Below are 18,409 nucleotides of genomic sequence, written 5' to 3'. Positions count from 1 at the left end.
TTCATTAACTTATCTATATCTCTCCCCATCTAGCTCTTAAGCTCGAGAGAGAAACCAATCAATTACATATTTTTTGATTCTTTAACTCCAACAAATTGCCTAGCTAGAAATAAATTTTTTACAAATATTTCTAGAAGGAATAAATACTTCTGTTGATATTGGGAATTTAAGTCATGAGATCAGACAGATATTATCCGAGAAGGGAAAGAGAATACCTGAAATTCAGAACAAAAGAACAAAGGGCTCGAACTGAAGCTGAATGAGAAGAATGATTAATTAAAAAACTTATAAGAATAGGTTGACAATTTAGACAAGACTTTCAAAAAGAAGGAAAAACAAAAACCTATCTATTAGAAAAAAATCTATTAATTCGACTTCAAAATCTTTATCGCAGCAAGCACAACAAACCTTATTTCAAATTTTCTGAAGATGAATCATATGACTTATTGGAGGAACTTAAAAAAACAAATTACAGAGAGATAAATAAACCTATTGTTATTAATTCACTCTTAAGGCGAGAGGAGAAGCTTGAAATACCATTAATTGACCAAGAGAATATTAAAAACAATTATTTTGAAGTTATTCAACAAGCCCACGAATATCACAAGGGAAAATTTTCACACATTTATGACTTGGTATTGTTGATTAATGGTTTGCCTTTAGTCTGTATAGAACTTAAAAAAGCAACTATTTCTATCTTTGAAGCTTTTATTCAATTAAAGAGATATTTCAAAGACAGATTAGTTTCTGAGCCACTCAGTATATTCAATAACCTTCAACTCTTTATGGCCACTAATTTTCAAAGAGTAAGTTATTTTTGAAGGAGAGATATTCCAGATTCAATGCATCTGAAGCGATTAACTCTGAGGTGATGTAATCACGATTCCTTTCAACAACTTAAATGAGTCAATGTACTTTTCAGCCCCGCAAGAATCATTGAATAGTTATTTAAGAGTGATACTCGCTTTAGTGAAAAGTTAAAGAAGGATGCTCGAAAACAACAAATTCTTGCCAAATGAACATGTAAGTCTTGCAGACAAGTTATTTATTCTCCTTTAGCCACACATCACACAAATCGCCATACAAACAAAATAAGAATTTTTATTGGAATAATTCTGATAGGTTTATTTTTATTAATTAATTTCTTAAATCACTGAGCTTGATGAACTATATTGATTGGAATTCTCTTGATTCTAGTATTTATTTTTGAGACAATATGAGCAATCTATAAAAAACACTAATTTAATTCCAAGAATTATTTCTGAACTTCATCTCTCGCCCCTCTCGTTCTAAAGGGGTTGTAAAGTGACTGAAAATATTCCTCTTTTAAGCTCAAGGTAATTTTGTACTGTTTGTATGGATCCTTGTTGTTCTGCTCCTGTTGTCCCCCCCCGGGGGGGGTTAGCAGGTATTTCATCATTGGTATAGCCGTCACAATTCATATTTAAGATTTTCTTTCCAGAATTTACATCATTTTCATCAGCTCACTTGAACTTACAAGTGCCAATGGGTAATAATATCTTTGTTGCTTTTACAGTTCCTGATGTTCCCGACCCGCCAGAGTCATTTTCAACTTTTTTCTCGAAATTAGGTTTAATGGATTTACCATTGTCAGATTGAAACGATGAACAACTATTTTCCGATCAAAAAAATTTCTGTCCATTATGCAAAAAGTATTGATTTTCTCAAATATGTCTTCCCACATAATACTCTTCTTTTTTACAGCTAATTAGTGCATCATTAGCTGTTAATTGTCTATATCCCCATTTCATTGTTACTTGATCAAAAGGTATTTCTCCTTTGTACCCCTTATTTTTAAGTAATCCACTCTCAACTATATGTAATTCTTGTCCACCCTCACTAGTTCCCAGAACAAACCTAGGATATGGAATTCCTGAAACTTTAGTTCCTCAAACCCCAGGAATGAAAGGAATACCGCAACTTGTTCCCGCCATTAAACAACCTAGTGGGGCCAAAAGTCAAGCTTTCTTCTTCTTTTCATCAGATAAAGACAATCTCTCTATTTAAGGAATATTTGTGATGTTTAACTAGGATTATCTCTTTTGAATTTTGGTAGTAAAGGGAACTAAAAATTCTTATTAAAGTAATAAATTCAAATACTTCAGAGAGTTACTAATTAAAGAGCTTATTAATAATTTTTAGATTAAGAATATAGTTCGTGATCGTTGTAATTTCAACCTTTTCTTGTACTCAATCAAGTCTTTCCGCCCTTATCTGTAATATATTCCTTTACTTGTTTTTTGTAGTAGTTTTGTTGACCCTTAACTCCCAATATTAAGTCATAAGGAACAGTTTCCATTCCCTCTCTTTGTTCTGTGGTACCAGCACTTCTTAAAGGCTGAGCTCAAGTAGAATTTCCTCCACCAATAGAAACTACTCCAAAGGCATTTCCTTCTCCATCAATATACATACCTCCTGATCTTCCTCCCCTTACTGGATTATGTTCAAGTCGGTAAAGATGTCCCAAAAAGTTGTATTTGTCACCTTGTCACAGGAATTTAGATTCATCAGTTCGTATATCAGCTGCTCTAGTGTATCCAGCCATAGTAGAAGCTAAGGTTTTTTGTTCATCTCAGTTTGTGGTATAAGTTCACTTATCTTTCGCCCCTCAACCATAACCTAGGTTATAGTAGTTCTTATTTTCTCTTTGTAACGCCCTTCAAAGTTGTTCCCCATTTTTGGTTTTGTATTTTTTCTCTATAGGTTCACTGAATACATTAATTACATCTTTAGAACCATTTTTATATCTCTCTTTGGTTGCAAAGTTATTTGTAGCTCTCTTTGCAGCTTCTTCGCTAGTAAATGTAATTTCTAGCACTGAAAAGTCACTGAAATGTCTCCCTCCAACAGCATTTTTATCTAAGAAATTAAATGCAGTAAAGAATAACTTAGGTTCTTCCATTTCTTTTAAGAAGACTGCCCCAACATCTGCTTTTCTATCTGGTCCATTACCTTGTTGTGAGAGATTTATGTCAATATGTCCTGCTCAATCTACTGCTCAACAAGTATCCATTATGTCTCTTTCTTGTTTCATCATTTCTTCATATCTGTCTTTTTGTTTTCCATTCTTTCTTAAGTGTTCAGTTCATGTTTGTGATTTAGGCAAAATTTGCTTATAAGGGTTGGTTGAGAAGGAAAGTCCCTGAATTACATGTGCAGCTGTAGCGATATATCACTTAGTTGGATATTTACCTTGTTCAGGTATTTGATAGTCTAGTATCCAACCAGTTCCATAACTACAAGGCATATGAATCTTGAAGGAATAGTCATGTAATATTTCGTACATTCTTTTAGCTTCAGCTCTATTTTGTCTTTGCTTTTCAGGTGTGTATTTATGTCCTCAATAATAAAAGGTCTTATCTGGGGTCATTTGAGACTCATCGTCTGTGAATCTTTCTCCTTCTGAAGCTACTGTATAAGTAGGAGAGCTGTAAGGTTCAGTTACTAAAGTTTGTTGTGTTTCTTGAAAACTATTTTGATATTCCTTTACTGGTTCAGATCAATTTACAAAATTATTGCTATCCGCTAAAGTTACCGCTTCTAAGTTGTGGGGGGGGCGGCAGTGAGATCATTACTCCCATTCATTAATTTCTTTGCACCAACAATTGAACCAGCTATAGCAGAGAATAAAACAGTTCCACTTTTCCAAGTAATAGGCATAATACTACTTAATTATTTATTTGGATTTGTGTTTTCATTCTCTAGCACTCAATCAAGTTCTTTTTCCATACTTAGTAATATATCTTTCTACTTGTTGTTTATAAGAAGAGGTTTGATTTTCAGAACCAAGAATTAAGTCATATTTTGGAGAGTAAATCACTCCATCTTTTTTAATTTCATTGCTTCTAAGTGGAACAATACCGGAGTGATTTGAAACAACTCATTCAGCCAATCTCTTAACTCCTAATACATTTCCATCCTTATCTGTATAAAGGCTACCTGAACTACCTCCTTCTAGTGCAAACTTATTTATTCAATAAAGATGTCCAACCTCACTTAATTCTTTTCCATTCCATTCAGTCTTGAGAGAAGGGTGTCTATCTTCTAGTTTCTTTGCGTCTACATATCCTCTAATTCTTTCTCCTGAAAGATAATACATTTCTTTAGTTAAGTTAGATGCCTCAGCCTTTTGAACATCGAAGTTAACAGCAGGAGTATATTTGTCTTTTTGGGTATGCGGATAAGCTACAGTGTAGAAATTTTCATTTGCATCATCTAGTTTTTCTAGAGAATATTTGGAGTCAATGGGGTTAGCAAATATATTGATTGCATTTGTGCTATCTACTTTGTACTTATTGGCAAAGTCATTTGTTAATTCCTTAGCAGTTTCTGGATCACTGAATTCAATTTCTAGTACTGCAAAGTCTCTATAGTTGTGATCTGGTATTCCAAGAGATGCATTTGGTTTCAAGAAGTTATAAGGCATATAGAAGAGTTTTGGCTCTTTAATCTTTTTTGAGCGAATGAAACCATATTCTGGTCTATGTTTTTCTCCAGTTTCCGGCTTTGAAAGACCTATATCTAGATAACCATATCCTTTTACAGCTCTACAGCTCTTGCCAGTTCAAAGTTCAACATCAGAATAATTAACTTTATCATTCATTCATCTAAGTTTGTTAGTCTCTCCTGTATAGTAAGGAAGTCTTTGGTCATATGGATTATCAGAAAATCTAAAGGAATTTACTACGTGAGCATTAGTTCCAATGTACCAAGTTGTAGGATACTTGCCATCATCAGTAAGTTGATAGTCTAGTATCCAACCAGTTCCAATACCACAAGGAAAGAAGATCTTGAAAGAATAGTCATTCAATCTATCTAAAGCTTCTTTAGCTTCTTTTCTTACATCCCCTTTTCTCCTTGAATAGATGTATTCATCATCATCTGCAAGATTAATTACATCTTCTTGGCTAGACTGAATAGTGTCTTGAGAGAGACTAAGACCAATAACCTCTTCTTCTCTTCTTTGTTCTTGATTAACTAATCCAACTGAAGGAGCTTGTATATCTTTTTGAGGGGGGGGCAGTAGACTGTTTCTAGTTATTAATTCTTTAAGTCCGAAAGCAGAACCAGTTACTGTTGGAACAGCAATCACTCAAGCCTTTCAGCCCATAACAGAAATAGATAATACTTAATACTTGATTTTATTTAATATGCTGGTTGATAAGTTCAATTTCCTCTCTTGCTTAACCATGTTCTTCCACCATTTTTAAGAATGTATTTTTCTACTTGTTGTTTATAAGAGTTCTTTTGCCCTTCTGCCCCCAATATTAGGTCATATTTAGGAGTATTTATCTTTAGTTCTTCATCTACTACTCCATCACTTCTCAGAGGCTCCACTCAAGACAACATTCCACCTGTTCCGTAAGGGTTTTGAGAAGTTTGAGCAGTTACCGCAACAGCAACCCCTTTTCCATCAACAAACAAACCACCAGACGATCCAGGCCCTACTGCATTTCCAAACATTTGATAGTAGTGTCCAAATTTGTGGTAAACATCCCCTTGTCACTTAAAGCCCTTTTGTCAATCTTCTCAATGCTTTCTTGCTTGTACAAATCCTTTGTATTTATTCTTGTTTTGTTCATTCATCTCAAAACCATGTGCCATTAAATGAGATGCAATAGTACTATTTTTATCTCAGTTAAGTGTGTGTTGTCATTTGTCTTTTCCTGGTACTTTGGGGTAGGAGAGAATATAGTAGTTATCTTTAGCTTTTCATAGTTCTTCTTTAGATGTATATTTACTTTCTATTGGCTTACCAAATAAATCAATAGCATCTTCTGGATGTTGTTCATATTTAGTTGCAAAATCTCTTGTTACTCTCTTAGCAATATCCCCATTAGTAAATTCAATTTCTAGTACTACAAAATCCAAGAAGTGATATCCATCGTGAATGTTTTTGTTTAAGAAATTAAAGGCAGAGAAGAATAACTTAGGTTCTTTCATCTCTCCAAGAGCAACTCCACCAACATCTGATCTATTCTTCTCTCCAGTTGTATGGTGTGAAAGGTTTATGTCTATATGACCTACTGTATCTACCGCTCAACAGGTATCTCTTACTGGACCTTGATAGCTTTTTACTGAGTTATATTGACTTGAGTGTCTTCCCTTTGTTCTTAGATATTGAATTCACTTATCCCACTTGGGTAGGTTTTGTCCATAGGTATTTTCAGAAAAACTAAGTCTTTGAATTACGTGTGCATTTGTTGCTATGTATCACTTTGTAGGATATTTACCTTGTTCAGGTATTTGATAGTCCAGTATTCAAGCAGTTCCTCAACCACAAGGCATAAAGAATTTAAAGGTGTAGTCATCTAGTATTCTGTAGATTCTTTTAGCTTCTTCTCTATTCTTTATCTTTTGTTCTTCTGTGTAATCTGCAAAGTTCCAAGATGAACCACTTCCTTCTGATGGCTGGGAAAATGGATCTTCTTCTATTTTGCTTTGTTTAAGTTCAAAATATGAAGTTTCTGGATCGGTTAAATCGTTTGTTTCTTCTTGTGTTACTGAATATTGTTCAAAGAGTGATTGATCATTATCTATTCCTGAGCTGGGGGGGGCAATTAGATCATTACTTCCATTCATTAATTTCTTTGCACCAACAATTGAACCAGCTATAGCAGAAAATAGAACAGTTCCGCTCTTTCAGGTAATAGGCATAAAACTTACTTACTCAGTTCAATAGATTTTATTTCGGAGTTGTAGTTGAAAGCTCTTCAAAGAAGTTAGTTAAGGAGATTTAGTTTCTAAAAATAGAGTTTCTTGTTCTTTATCGTATTCTTCACACTTTCTTTGTCAAAGAGTTCTTTTTCTCTCCAGTTCCAAGAATTCTCTTAGTTCATATTCCTCTAACTTCTTATCCATATATTTGTGAAACAATTCTTGATATCTATTGGCTGTAGCATGCAATCTTCTCAAGAGATCTGCTTGAGTTAATACAGTAGGATTTCTTTCTTTACAAGTATTATTGCTTTCTTTTTCCATCTTTTGCTCTCTCCTTTCCTTCTCTAACTCCTCAGCAAAAATGATCTCAAAGTCTTCTATTACTTCAGCTGACTTGCCTTTCTTTGCATGTAGTTGTTTATAAAGTTCAGAAGAGATAATAGGTTGTTTTCTCATACCAGGTGTATCTGATCTTTATTACTCTTAATAAGCTCTAGTGTGTTGTCAAATCCAGCTTAAAAATAACAATCCATAATCTTTCTAGCTAAGGCATAATATGTTGATCTCTTTTTCATTCAAGTCTCATCATTTTTTATTCATTCTGGCAAACTTCTTATGTAACTTAAACAATATTGTTGTTTTTTAGGTAAATAAAAAAGAGTAATAGATACCATTCAATCTTTTCCAAAATTTCTATGAAATAACAAATATAAATTTCTTCTATGTTCTTGGATAGTTTCAGAGTATTTAACCTCTTTCGAGTCACTTACTTCCTCAGGAGGTTTAATAACAGCTACAACAGTTTGTTGTGTCTTTACTTCTGCTATTGGCTCAAATAGAGTGTTGTCTTCCTTATAGTTTTCTATTGGGGCTGGGGCTTTCACAATAGTAAAAGTTGGTTCAAAATGAGGAATCTTTAATGTCTCTTTTACAGGTAACTGAGAGCTATCAGCTTTTTTACTTGAAGTAGTTAATGAGGCAACTAGAGATTTAAAAATTGATTTCTCTGAATTACAGTAAAAAGAGTGTTATTAACTCCTTTTGGAAAATTGATCTTTCTTATTAATTTTGAATTAGATATTTAGATAAATCTAACGAACAAATTAGTTTAAACTTTTAATTTTTCATAAAGTTATTAGACAATGGCCTCAACAATTCTATTTAAGTTTTTAGGAGGACTTTTAACAGTTGGAGCTGTATCTGCAATACCTACTGCAATTATTTATTCTTCTTCTAATAATTCTTCGAGAGAAATTAATATAGATTCCTTCAAAACACAAAAAAGCAATTGTTGAGTTATTCTTTCCGATACAGTCAATCAAAAAGATTTATCTGTTTGTCAGATTGGTGAATCCTTGAAATACTATGTTGTCAATAAGAGTGGGGAAGATATCAAATCCATAAAGGAAATAGAAAAAGTGCTTTCTTCTACTGGCGAGGGAACGCTTCTTGGAGGAAGTGTCATTGTAAAACCTAAGGGAGAAGGAACAAATGAATCATTTAGTGGAGTAAAAGGAAAAGATGAAACTATCAAAACATTAGGTGGATTTAGTCAAGGGGGACTATACAGTAAATGCAGAAGTATAGATAGTCAAGATTCTGATGCTCCAAAATTAAATTGCGGAAGTGAAAAGTCTATTCCTTTGACCAAATACTAAAAACCAAGAATTAAATAACTTTTCTTAAATATGGGAGAAAGATTTCTATATTCCGATATTCCTTCTTTAAGACCAAAAGAAGGAGAAAAAACAATTAATGATTGTTTTAGAGAAGAGCTTGAAAAAGCAGATCAAATAGAAATCTCTGTTGGTTTTTCTTCCTTTCTTTCACTAAAAGAACTAGATAGATTAGTAACTGAAAAGAATATAAAGAATATTTCTGTAATCTTGGGAATGTATTTCTTTAATGGCTTTCCAAAACCATTGCATCAATTAGCTCTAGAAATTAATAAGAAATGAAAAGATGCAGGTATAGGGGAGATAAGACTAATGAAATCTTGTAAATATCACGGAAAGCTTTATTGCTTTATGAAAGATAAACAAGTTTTTTCAGCAATAATCGGCTCCGCTAACTTAAGTTTTTTAATTGCAACTGAAACAACTAGATTACATCAATATGAAATAGCTCTTTTAACAGATACAGCTGATGTTCTTCAAAGCTCTTTGGATCATATACAAACTTTAAAGTCTGAGAATATCTCTGAAAATATAGGTGTTTTGGAAGAAAAAGGTTTTTTATTTGTTATTCATTCTGATTTAGAAAAAGAACACAAGATCTCTAAAGTAATCTAAGTATGTTATCTCTGAAAGAATTAGAGAAATCTGAATCACTAAGAACTATTGTTTTTACTCTAAATGTTCCTACTAGAGAGGAGGTTCTGTTATCAACTGAAAAAGAGTTAGATTGTACTAAGCATTCTCTGAATGCTTGTTACAGTGGATTGGGCCTTAATGATAAATCTTCAAGTTGATATGATGTTCAATTAATCGTTGAAGGCGATTCAGAAGATTTGCCTTCTAAAACTGAATGATTCTATATTGTTACAGATGATGGATATCTATTTAAAGCGAGATTTGAAGGCAAAAAGAGCAAAAAGTTAAATTCTTTTGAAAACACATTATTAATTGGTAAGTGAATAAAGGGAAGACTGGCAGAGTTAGGTTTTGTTGAAAACTTCAAAGAAGTGTCTGAAGATCCTAAAAAACACGGAATAATTACTCAAGAGATGTTGGGGGGTTATGGGGGAAATCAAATCTTTTTAAAGAAAACTCAAAAAACTAAAAAAGATGGTAAAGGCTTGGAAAGAGATGTATGATTTATGTCTTTTCCTTTTAAGCTTTAGTTTCTTTTAGTTACCTATTAACTAGACAAAGATTTCAATATCTTTTAAGACAAAAACTCAAGTCTCTTATTTAGTAACTGTATATACATAGTGGTGTTTGTGTTCTCCCGTTAAAGTTATTTTTTGATTTTGATCTCCTCCCCCTCCATTTCCAGAATTATTTGGAACTGCTTTGCAAGCCATTTCTATATTCTTTCATTCTTTTGGCTTACTTTCTCGCGCATTTAACTTAAAGCTACATTGGCCAACTATAATGATGGATTTATTGGGAGAGGAAGTAGAGGAAGTGCCCCCCCCAGCTCCATTTTTCAGTTTCAACTTTATGGCTTGGATTTTTCCACGGCTATTTCCATTTTCAGATGGTTTGACATTACCGCCTTGAAGCTCTGTTCATGATTTTTTCTCTCCATTATCTAGTCGAAATTCTGTATCTCATATGTGTTGGGCAAAATAATATTCTCCCTCTCCGCCATCACTCTTTTTAAAGAAAACATCACCAGCTTTTAATGTTTTTGTTCCTAATTTCATTGTTACTTTGTCAAAAGATATTTCTGCTTCTTGATGATCTTCTTGTTTTAGGGAATCACTAGCCTCTACAAATAGCTCTCTAGGCATCTTAATTCCATTGTTTTCTATTTCAACTGAGCCAAGTACAAATCTCGGATATCAACTTCCATATCTTAGAGTTTTTGGCCCACTAGGTCCAGAACCCGTTCAAGGAACAAAAGATAATCCACAACAAGTTCCGGCAATTGTGCCACCACCGAGATTAAAAAGAAAAAACTTCTTTTTTTGTTCGGGAGAAAAAGCCAATCTTTAAATGGCTATTTTCTGATTATTAAATCACCGACAAGGAATGAGGGGCGTTAATTAATAAATATTTATTATTTTTGAGTTGAGTGGTTGTTTTTCTGCATGTATCTGAGTTTGTAATGCTCTCCGCTCAAAGTTAGGGTCACTTCTTCTTTTGTACTCGGCGCCTCCCCCGAGCCACTATCGGTATATCCTCCATCACAATCCATAGTCAGACTTAATTTTTCCGAGCCAGTTGAATCTTCTTGATTTAATTTGAATTTGCAAGTGCCCACAACAAGCATTAATTTTGAAATTTCTTGTCCCGTACTGCCATTTTTCTTCTTGAAGGAAGAATTTAAAGTAATCACCTTCTCCTTTTCCTCAGCATCATTATTGCAACAGCAGTTTTCTTTGGAGCCAGAAAATCTTTTTCCATTGTGCAAACGATACTCCTCTCCTCAAATATGAGTTCCTACATAAAATTTTTTGCCATCCTTACAACTACTAATCAATGCATCTCACTCTCCCAACTTTCTAAATCCTCACTTCATATTTACTTTGCTGAAAGGAATTTCGTTCAACCCTCTTTCGCTTATTAAATCTTGTGCTGGAATGTGCAATTCTTGCCCAGACTCGCTAGAACCTAAAACAAACCTAGGATATGAAATCCCCGGAAGCTTTGCCCCTCAAACTCCAGGGATAAAAGGAACACCACAACCTGTTCCCGCCATTAAACAGCCCAGTGGAGCGAAAAGTCAGGCTTTCTTTTTCTTTTCAGACAAAAGAGATTAATAAGTGGAAACTCTTCTCTTTCTCAAATATTTTTAAGAAAAGCTTTATTTATTAGTTAAATTAAGAGTTTTTATTAATTTCATACTTTCATTAGAAATAAACCAGTTCATTAGAGGTGGTGGGGCTTTAAACTCAAACAATAAATCTTTTTATGCTGGGGGGGGCAAAAGTTCTTGTTGCTTTTGTTGGAGGTTTTGCTGGAATAACTGGGTTCTCTTCTCTTTCTTCACTAGAATGAGATCCTTCAAATGTTTGAAGAACAAAAAATAAAAATAGATTCTATTTAACTACTTGCAGGCAAGGGAGAAGAGGAGACGATGGTGAATCAAGTAAATGAAACAACTCAGTTTTAGAAGTTTATTTGACATTTAAAAAAGGAGTTTCATCGGTTGAACAAGGGGCTGAACTTCAATTGGTAGGAGACGGGCATTACCAAAGATTCACAGGTTCAGTCCCCTTTAACTCCATAACATACAAAAATTCAGAAGATTTACACCAACACAATGGTGGTTCTGAAACCTGATTCGTATTCACAGTGAGTGGCGAGACAGGAAACAATTGACTAGGAGAAACAGGGGGTGGTCCGGAGTCTGAACGTTATGGTTCAGTAGTAATGTGCAATAAAAAGTTATTTACATTTGACAGTTTTCTGAAAACAGATGGTCGAAGAGACACACAGAAATCGGCAGATCTTTTAACAACTAAATTTTCTTTAGACTGCGACGCAAACAAGCAATACAAAGGGGTTAAGGGCTGTTCAATAAAAATTGAGTCTTCAAATCAAAAAGGTTTAAAGTGAGCAGATGGATTTGATCCCATAGTAATTTAGTAATTAACGAAAGTTTTTTAGTCTTTCTGGACTTTAAGTTTCCATATATTAAAGAGAATTAAACTTTTAGTAATTTCTGGGGAAGGGGAACACTTTGTAATTTGGCTATAGCAACCAAGTGTTTTCAAGTTTGTTCTTTGGTAGGTACTGTTTCCTCCGTCCCTTTTATTCCATCACTTACAGAGCAAAATACAACAACTCCAGTTGCTGAATTGACTGCGGGGGGGGCGAAGTCAAAGAGACTATATCGACTATTCCAGAAGTAATTCCTCAACCAGAACCTAAACCTGCACCTTTACTTCCGCCAACCCCTAACAAACCAGAAATTAAGGAGACCAAAGTATTTCAACAGGCAATGAAAGAAATGGTTAGAGAGGGAGATGGAAAGCCAGTTACAGGATTAGGTTGTTTTTGAATTCCACAACTACCTGGAGCAGAACTGTTCTTCTGTTTTGATAGAGGAGATTCTGGAATTTTCCCTTATTTATTTCACTATTCCTATAGAGGTAGAGGGGCTACAAACGAAAAACTACAAAAGGTTATGAGCATGACTGCGAAGGAAGCGACATTTAGAGATGGCAAATCTTCACCAATATCTCCTAAATTAAAGCCATATCTTCAATGAATATCTAGCAAATGAAAAACCGCTTCTTTCGATCCGAGCAAGTATTGCAGAGTCGCCGAGAAAGAGACTGGAGGAAATTATCTTCTAACTTGTTCTCCTGATAATTCACATAGCGAGCCTGCATGAAGTAAAGAAGTTCCTAGGGGAGCGGTAGAAGTTGCAAAACCGGAATTAATGACAACAGCATAGATTTTTTAAATACTGGCTCTAATATCCCTTTCTACTTAAAATTGCTGTAAATTCGACAAGCTTAATTAGTCTTGTCTGCTTTAACTAGAGCTTTTCAATTCTTTTCTGGTTTGGGTTTAGTTTCAACAACCCCTTTTGCAGTTAAATTCGCAAGTAAACAAGAAGTAACTGTTCGAGGGATGCCAAGATTAGTTTCTTATGAAGAGACTGTTGAAAAACAAGAAGTCACTCCATCACAACCACTTAAATCAACAGAAGTAATGGGAGAAGCTCAAAAAATGATGGATGAGGTGTCTGGTGGCGGCAACAAGCAATGTTTCTGGTGACCGGAAGTTAAAGGTTTGGAATTATTGGCTTGTGTTTATTCAAACAAACTGGATCGAGTATTCCTATTTCATTGAGATTCAAGAAATCAATTGAAGTTACAAAAACAACTAAATCAAATTTCCAGTTTTTCCTATAGTTCCACTGGCGCTCTAATGCGACTTAAAGATAACGAATCTGTAAAGATGACAGGATATGTGAAACTCGTTTTGGCTTGATTGCATAAATGAGGAACTGAACTAATTCCAGAACAACATTGCAAACTAACAAATAATGCTGGTAAAAACAATTACACATTAACTTGTGATAGTGAAACAAAAGTTAGTGGAGGAAAAAAATTAGAAAAAACAGTTAGTTTGGAATCACTTCACAGCAATAGATATAAAGCACAAATTCAACAACAATAATTTTCTAAGAGTTGAAAAGGATTTAAAAACTAACTAATCTATTACTTTTCTTTCTTTTTGCAAGTTTCTTCACACTCTTGAGTACAGTCCGTCTCCTCTCCAGAATTACAACAACATTTCTCGGCTACATTCTCTGTTTGATCTTTTCTAACAAAATAGTGATAAACAGCTAATCCTGCAGGAGCTCCACAAGAAATAAGACAGAGATTGTATCTAAATAAACTGGCCAATCCTTAGCCCCAGAAATTTAATCTTGATGGTAACTTTAATCAACTATTTTTTTCAGTTTTAGGTCCAAATAGATGTCATAAGAAGAAGAAAAAGATACAAGTTACAGCCATAACAATAAAGAAAGCAAAGAAAGAAAGAGGAAAGTTGTAGAGCATTATTGATGATTGTTGTGCATTTGGCTCTGTACCACCAAGCGTTACTTTCTTTCCCCAATACCAATTAGAGAATGCACCATAAGCAGAGGGCTGTTGTGGGTCGAAAGAGAAGTAAATATTTCCTAATAGTTGTATTACTCAATACAACTTATATCTAAATCAAGCAACTTGTCTAGTAATTGTTCACTTATGACTATCTTTAGATAGTCTGTGAACTAATACATTAAAGAAAGATAAAGGAGTAGCAACATGATTTCAAATATTCCAGAAGATTAGAGAACCTTCAGGAATTGATTCTGATTGTTGTATTAGGTTCAAGTTAAGAAAAGCTGGTAACAAAACAAACAGAAAAATAATTGAAGAAGTAAATAGTAGAGAAGCTACTCCTATAAAGAGGTAGTTAAAGTGAAAAGACAATAAACTTGGCTTTACAAGACAAAGTAAAGACAATAAGAAAGCATATAGGTTAGATTGTCAAGTTATTTGTCTAATAATTAGAAATATTCTCTTAACTGAAATTGCAAAATACAGTTCAATTACTGTACCAGTCAAAAAGATAATCCCTGTAAAAACTGATACTTTATAGGGATTAAGACTTCTGAACTTTTTTCATAGAAAGATACCTAGTGAATAGAGTTTTGATTTATTAAGGTCTTGTAACTGTATTATTGCTTTCCTACTCGTCAACCAAATAACTAGCTTTTATGAATTGATTTAATAAATTATTTAATTCAAGGAAAAGAGATAGATACCGAAAGAGTTAAAGGTTAGTGAAGGTTTATTGAATTACTATGGGATCAAATCCATTTGCTCACTTTAAACCTTTATTGCCAGATTTAATCTCTATCGAACAACCGTATTTACTGTCATACTTATTTGTTTGACAGTCTTTTAAGAAAAACTGAACATTTTTAAGACCTACATTATTTTCTCAATCTGTTCAGCTATCCCCCCTTAGCTCGTTATATGTGTCAAATGCAAACAAAGATTTATCGCAATAAACCATACTGCCATATTCATAAACGTCAGTTCCGGTACCAGACTCTCCTAGTCTATTTCTTTTAGAGTCTTTATTAACAGTCAAAACAAATCTAGAATCTTCTGCGATGTCATTCATTTTCTCTTGTAAATCTACTAACTGATTGTGCACGGATTTTTCATTTTTTCATCCTCTGCCCTTTTTAAAAGATCCTTTGCCATTCAATACAAGTTCAGTTGAATCTGTTAATGTTGACACACCATTCTTAAATGTCAAGTAAACCAATAATTCTGAATCCTGTCAGGCCTGATTTGTTTGCTTCTCTGTTAGTTTTGATTTTTGTCTACAAGTAAATAAAGGAAATTTAGTCTTAGAGCTAACTCTTCAAACATTCGAAGGATCTCATTCTAGTGAAGAAAGAGAAGAAAAACCAGTTATTCCAGCAAAACCTCCAACAAAAGCAACAAGAACTTTTGCCCCCCCCAGCATAAAAAGATTTATTGTTAGAGTTTAAGTTTTCTTTGAGATTTCGGACAATAAAAATACTTAACCAGCTTGTAGTTTTGTTGAATCAGAGTTAGTCAATTCTGGATTTACTCCATCATTAAATCCTTCTTTTTTATCTTCTTTTCTACAACTCAATCTGTGTTGATTGGATCCATCTGATTTAGGAGAAAGACTACAGTGTTCTCTTGGTTTCATACTTTCTCCTCAACCTCTTAATCAAGCAAAAGAACTAGTTAAATATCGAGGGATGTTCATATATTTACCATCTTGAAATTTCATTTTTATATCAAAAGAGCTATGATATGTGACCTCAACAACTTCATTCAACTTTTCATTCAAAGATTTATTTTTGACTTTTCAGTCATAGTGGAATAGAGTCAAAGGTTTCAGTGTTTGCGTGTTAACACACATAAACAGATCTAACCTGTTGTATCTAGCAGGCAATCAAAAGCAACCAGTTTTTCCTGATTCACCACCCTCATTTTCTAATCTCTTTACCGCTTCTTTTAATACTGCATCAGCAGTGTTAACCGGCTTTTCTTCTTTTTGTTGCGGTTCTTGTCTGTTGTCGTCAGATATTGGTCTCTGGTCCCCACTTAAGTTAATTTCTGATTGTTTATTTGCAAATTGAACAGAAAAAGGAACAACTGCTATAGCCCCAGAACCAGCAAAAATTTGCAAAACCCTAACTATATGAGATACTGCCATATTAGGCTATTTTAGGAACAAGAAAAGCTCTAAAAGCCTTATTGATTAATGTTTGACATTTACTTTATGTAGAAACTCTAACTCAACCCTCCCCGTTAGTATTGCAACTTCTGTACTTTCTTTCGATTCAGAGCAAATTAATTGATATTTTTTCTAACTTTCAGTAACTTTACATTGAGACTTCGGAATTAAAGTTCCTCTCTTTCTTTGCAATGTAGATTTTGTTGTTAAATAAAGTCTTGCTGTTGGAGTTAGTTTTTCGCTATTTCCATCAGTGAATTTCATCATTGCTGGAGAGCTGGCGAAAGAAATACTTTCAACTTGTTTTACTTGTCTAATACCATCCCACACACCATAGTGAAATAGAAGAGTTGAGTCCATTTTTTTAGTATCAACACACATCAACAACTCTCATTTAGTTTGATTAGGTAATCAAAAACAAGCAAGATCTCCACTCTCACCACCTTGACTAACTATTTTTTTGACTTCTTTCAAGACATTTTGTGGTTTTAGATCTTTAACTGGAGTCTCTTCTTGAATGAGTTGAGATTCCTCGCCAACATTTCTTACATCTTTTCCTTTATTAACACCTATTGATTGATTAGTGAAAGTTGTTACTAAAGGAGTAGTGGCCACAAGACCGAGACCAGAGAATTTGTAATCCCCTAGTAACTATTGATACTGCCATCTCTTGACTTAAATAATTAAATTTGAAAAATAAATTTATTTTTTAGCTTTTAAGAAATTTATAAATAAATGTCTATATTAATTGGAAAGTTAGCTTCACTAACTCTAGTTCCAGTAGTTGGTGCTGGAGTTGCTTACACTACTATGTCTACCAAGCTCGGGGGAGGCGAAGGACAAATTAGATTGACATCAATTGGTGATTTTGAAGAGAATTGTTGAGTTTCTGTCCAAGGAAAACTTTCAGAGGGTGGTGAAGAAACGGCAAAACTATTAGCTTGTCCAGTTAAGAAGGGTTCTGAGGTGGCGAGATTTTACTTTTATGCAAAAGCAACAAATTCAGTTAACTTGCCTAAAGAAGTAACAAATGTCACATATACAGGTAACAGTAGGGGTGGACATTATCAATTTTTTGTAACCTTCACTGATAGCTGAAGTAAGACAATTAGTGCAAGTAACAGCACATGAGACAAAACATTCCCTACTGGAAAAAGTATTAAAGGTAATTGCACAATAACATCAGGAAGATTGGGTTGTAATGAAGAATTTGCACAAAGGCTTGAATCCTTCAATAGTAATTCTTAGTAGTTAAAAAATTAACGAAAATAAGAATTTTTTAATCGCTTAGATTTTCTAAACAGAGAACTAATTTGTTTTTTCAAGAAAACAAGAAATATCTATTTCTAAATGAGACTTAAACTCTAACAATAAATCTTTTTATGCTGGGGGGGGGCAAAAGTTCTTGTTGCTTTTGTTGGAGGTTTTGCTGGAATAACTGGTTTTTCTTCTCTTTCTTCATTAGAATGAGATCCTTCACATGTTTGAAGAATAGGCAATAACAAAAAGTTCTATTTATCTAATTGTTTTAATAACCCACATGACAAAGACCACAAATGAACTAACTCAAATTTATGAATCTATTTAACTATTAAAGACCCAAAAAGTAATAGTATATCAGAAAATACTGTGCTTGAATTGTGAGCTGAAGGATATGGCGAAAGAATAAACAAAGGACAAATTATCATTCCTAGAAGACATAAAGAGATTAGTCTGCAGGGCACAGAAACAACAGTTTTTGGATCTGAGAGTAGCTATATATTAAATAAACAAAGCAAGGTTAGACTAGGTGAGGTTGGCGCTGGGGAGGACTCTCAAGTTTTTGGAGACTCCATAGATTGTAGCAATCAAATTTTTGATTTGACTGGTAGTAATATGCATGGTATTACAAGTCTTGGATTAAACAAAGTTACTTTTCAATTAAAAAAGAGAGAGAAATACAAGGGCCGTGAAGCTTATTCAATAGAAATAACTTCTAGTGATGGAGATAAACAATTAAATTGAGCAAATAGCTTTACACCTATAGTAATTTAGTATTTATAAAAAGGTAGAGCTGTTATGTGAGGATTAAGAGGAATGCTGGGAAAAGTGATTGTAATGATTGCTAGTGGAAGTGGTATTGGAGTTGGAGGTTTAAGTGAATTATTTGTACTCGGGGGGGGCAGGTAACAGATAAAAGGGCTGCTCAAGTAAAAGCTGGATGAGGTAAAGAAATATATCAAAAAGTAAAAGGAATTAAGACAAGTGAAGTAACCAACGGAACAGAAAGTGGAGGTTGAAAGTGGAATAACGGTAGTGGTGGTTCTGGGAACGGGAATGGACAA

At 33.9% G+C, this 18,409-nt stretch carries 23 protein-coding genes; 9 read left to right on the top strand and 14 right to left on the bottom strand.

Annotated elements, in window-relative coordinates:
- Positions 1-173 precede the first annotated feature (173 nt).
- Complete coding sequence (locus WEN_RS03185; protein ID WP_014850108.1) at positions 174-944, top strand: type I restriction endonuclease; 771 nt, start codon at positions 174-176, stop codon at positions 942-944.
- Positions 945-1,289: 345 nt separating this feature from the next.
- Here the strand turns inward: WEN_RS03185 and WEN_RS03180 are convergent, their stop codons facing one another.
- The 6 genes from WEN_RS03180 to WEN_RS03155 all read right to left on the bottom strand — a co-directional run bounded on the left by WEN_RS03180 (position 1,290) and on the right by WEN_RS03155 (position 7,565).
- On the bottom strand, positions 1,290-2,015 hold the full coding sequence (locus tag WEN_RS03180) for a hypothetical protein (RefSeq protein ID WP_014850107.1): 726 nt from the start codon (positions 2,013-2,015) through the stop codon (positions 1,290-1,292).
- A gap of 149 nt (positions 2,016-2,164) precedes the next feature.
- Complete coding sequence (locus WEN_RS03175) at positions 2,165-3,391, bottom strand: DUF31 family putative serine protease (protein WP_014850106.1); 1,227 nt, start codon at positions 3,389-3,391, stop codon at positions 2,165-2,167.
- Positions 3,392-3,697: 306 nt separating this feature from the next.
- Complete coding sequence (locus WEN_RS03170; protein WP_014850105.1) at positions 3,698-5,131, bottom strand: MIP family Ig-specific serine endopeptidase; 1,434 nt, start codon at positions 5,129-5,131, stop codon at positions 3,698-3,700.
- A gap of 35 nt (positions 5,132-5,166) precedes the next feature.
- The gene (locus tag WEN_RS03165) at positions 5,167-6,678 is read right to left on the bottom strand and encodes an MIP family Ig-specific serine endopeptidase (RefSeq protein WP_014850104.1); all 1,512 of its coding nucleotides are present in this window, start codon (positions 6,676-6,678) and stop codon (positions 5,167-5,169) included.
- A gap of 69 nt (positions 6,679-6,747) precedes the next feature.
- On the bottom strand, positions 6,748-7,137 hold the full coding sequence (locus WEN_RS03160) for a hypothetical protein (RefSeq protein ID WP_014850103.1): 390 nt from the start codon (positions 7,135-7,137) through the stop codon (positions 6,748-6,750).
- Positions 7,138-7,196: 59 nt separating this feature from the next.
- On the bottom strand, positions 7,197-7,565 hold the full coding sequence (locus WEN_RS03155; RefSeq protein ID WP_014850102.1) for a hypothetical protein: 369 nt from the start codon (positions 7,563-7,565) through the stop codon (positions 7,197-7,199).
- A gap of 258 nt (positions 7,566-7,823) precedes the next feature.
- Here WEN_RS03155 and WEN_RS03150 point away from each other — a divergent pair, with 258 nt between their 5' ends.
- Genes WEN_RS03150 through WEN_RS03140 form a run of 3 tightly spaced genes read left to right on the top strand, consistent with a single transcriptional unit; the run spans position 7,824 to position 9,523 of the window.
- Positions 7,824-8,339: a hypothetical protein gene (locus WEN_RS03150; RefSeq protein ID WP_014850101.1), complete on the top strand. Its 516-nt coding sequence runs from the start codon at positions 7,824-7,826 to the stop codon at positions 8,337-8,339.
- Positions 8,340-8,369: 30 nt separating this feature from the next.
- Positions 8,370-8,972 carry a restriction endonuclease PLD domain-containing protein gene (locus WEN_RS03145; RefSeq protein WP_052304253.1) on the top strand — a complete coding sequence of 201 codons (603 nt, stop codon included), beginning with the start codon at positions 8,370-8,372 and terminating at the stop codon, positions 8,970-8,972.
- A 2-nt stretch (positions 8,973-8,974) separates the two neighbouring features.
- Positions 8,975-9,523 carry a phospholipase D-like domain-containing protein gene (locus WEN_RS03140; RefSeq protein WP_043911411.1) on the top strand — a complete coding sequence of 183 codons (549 nt, stop codon included), beginning with the start codon at positions 8,975-8,977 and terminating at the stop codon, positions 9,521-9,523.
- Between the two features lie 66 nt (positions 9,524-9,589).
- On the opposite strand, the gene WEN_RS03135 is transcribed toward WEN_RS03140, so the two are convergent.
- Positions 9,590-10,336, bottom strand: coding sequence for a hypothetical protein (locus tag WEN_RS03135; protein WP_014850100.1), 747 nt, complete (start codon positions 10,334-10,336; stop codon positions 9,590-9,592).
- Positions 10,337-10,407: 71 nt separating this feature from the next.
- A complete protein-coding gene (locus WEN_RS03130) occupies positions 10,408-11,100 on the bottom strand; it encodes a hypothetical protein (protein WP_014850099.1) in 693 nt (230 codons plus the stop codon).
- A 161-nt stretch (positions 11,101-11,261) separates the two neighbouring features.
- Here WEN_RS03130 and WEN_RS03125 point away from each other — a divergent pair, with 161 nt between their 5' ends.
- From WEN_RS03125 to WEN_RS03115, 3 genes are all read left to right on the top strand, one after another.
- Positions 11,262-11,939 (top strand): hypothetical protein, encoded by a 678-nt coding sequence (locus WEN_RS03125; protein WP_014850098.1) that lies wholly within the window; start codon positions 11,262-11,264, stop codon positions 11,937-11,939.
- Between the two features lie 118 nt (positions 11,940-12,057).
- The gene (locus WEN_RS03120) at positions 12,058-12,753 is read left to right on the top strand and encodes a hypothetical protein (RefSeq protein WP_043911409.1); all 696 of its coding nucleotides are present in this window, start codon (positions 12,058-12,060) and stop codon (positions 12,751-12,753) included.
- A 71-nt stretch (positions 12,754-12,824) separates the two neighbouring features.
- Complete coding sequence (locus tag WEN_RS03115; RefSeq protein WP_014850096.1) at positions 12,825-13,484, top strand: hypothetical protein; 660 nt, start codon at positions 12,825-12,827, stop codon at positions 13,482-13,484.
- Between the two features lie 41 nt (positions 13,485-13,525).
- Here the strand turns inward: WEN_RS03115 and WEN_RS03110 are convergent, their stop codons facing one another.
- The 5 genes from WEN_RS03110 to WEN_RS03090 all read right to left on the bottom strand — a co-directional run bounded on the left by WEN_RS03110 (position 13,526) and on the right by WEN_RS03090 (position 16,700).
- The gene (locus WEN_RS03110) at positions 13,526-13,714 is read right to left on the bottom strand and encodes a hypothetical protein (protein WP_014850095.1); all 189 of its coding nucleotides are present in this window, start codon (positions 13,712-13,714) and stop codon (positions 13,526-13,528) included.
- 3 nt (positions 13,715-13,717) lie between these two features.
- Positions 13,718-14,557, bottom strand: coding sequence for a hypothetical protein (locus WEN_RS03105; protein WP_014850094.1), 840 nt, complete (start codon positions 14,555-14,557; stop codon positions 13,718-13,720).
- A gap of 91 nt (positions 14,558-14,648) precedes the next feature.
- Complete coding sequence (locus WEN_RS03100; protein ID WP_014850093.1) at positions 14,649-15,338, bottom strand: hypothetical protein; 690 nt, start codon at positions 15,336-15,338, stop codon at positions 14,649-14,651.
- 57 nt (positions 15,339-15,395) lie between these two features.
- On the bottom strand, positions 15,396-16,064 hold the full coding sequence (locus WEN_RS03095; RefSeq protein WP_014850092.1) for a hypothetical protein: 669 nt from the start codon (positions 16,062-16,064) through the stop codon (positions 15,396-15,398).
- A gap of 153 nt (positions 16,065-16,217) precedes the next feature.
- The gene (locus tag WEN_RS03090) at positions 16,218-16,700 is read right to left on the bottom strand and encodes a hypothetical protein (protein WP_014850091.1); all 483 of its coding nucleotides are present in this window, start codon (positions 16,698-16,700) and stop codon (positions 16,218-16,220) included.
- Between the two features lie 120 nt (positions 16,701-16,820).
- Between WEN_RS03090 and WEN_RS03085 the strand changes: the two genes are divergently transcribed.
- Positions 16,821-17,333 (top strand): hypothetical protein, encoded by a 513-nt coding sequence (locus tag WEN_RS03085; protein WP_014850090.1) that lies wholly within the window; start codon positions 16,821-16,823, stop codon positions 17,331-17,333.
- A gap of 116 nt (positions 17,334-17,449) precedes the next feature.
- Here the strand turns inward: WEN_RS03085 and WEN_RS03960 are convergent, their stop codons facing one another.
- The gene (locus WEN_RS03960; RefSeq protein WP_274506141.1) at positions 17,450-17,584 is read right to left on the bottom strand and encodes a hypothetical protein; all 135 of its coding nucleotides are present in this window, start codon (positions 17,582-17,584) and stop codon (positions 17,450-17,452) included.
- A gap of 130 nt (positions 17,585-17,714) precedes the next feature.
- On the opposite strand from WEN_RS03960, the gene WEN_RS03080 reads away from it, so the two are divergent.
- On the top strand, positions 17,715-18,119 hold the full coding sequence (locus WEN_RS03080) for a hypothetical protein (RefSeq protein WP_014850089.1): 405 nt from the start codon (positions 17,715-17,717) through the stop codon (positions 18,117-18,119).
- Positions 18,120-18,409 lie beyond the last annotated feature (290 nt).

Origin of the sequence: Mycoplasma wenyonii str. Massachusetts (genome assembly GCF_000277795.1) — a bacterium.
GTDB lineage: Bacteria > Bacillota_I > Bacilli_A > Mycoplasmatales > Mycoplasmoidaceae > Eperythrozoon_A > Eperythrozoon_A wenyonii.
Note: the sequence above shows the minus strand (reverse complement) of the source record. Positions and strands in the feature narration are given on the sequence as shown.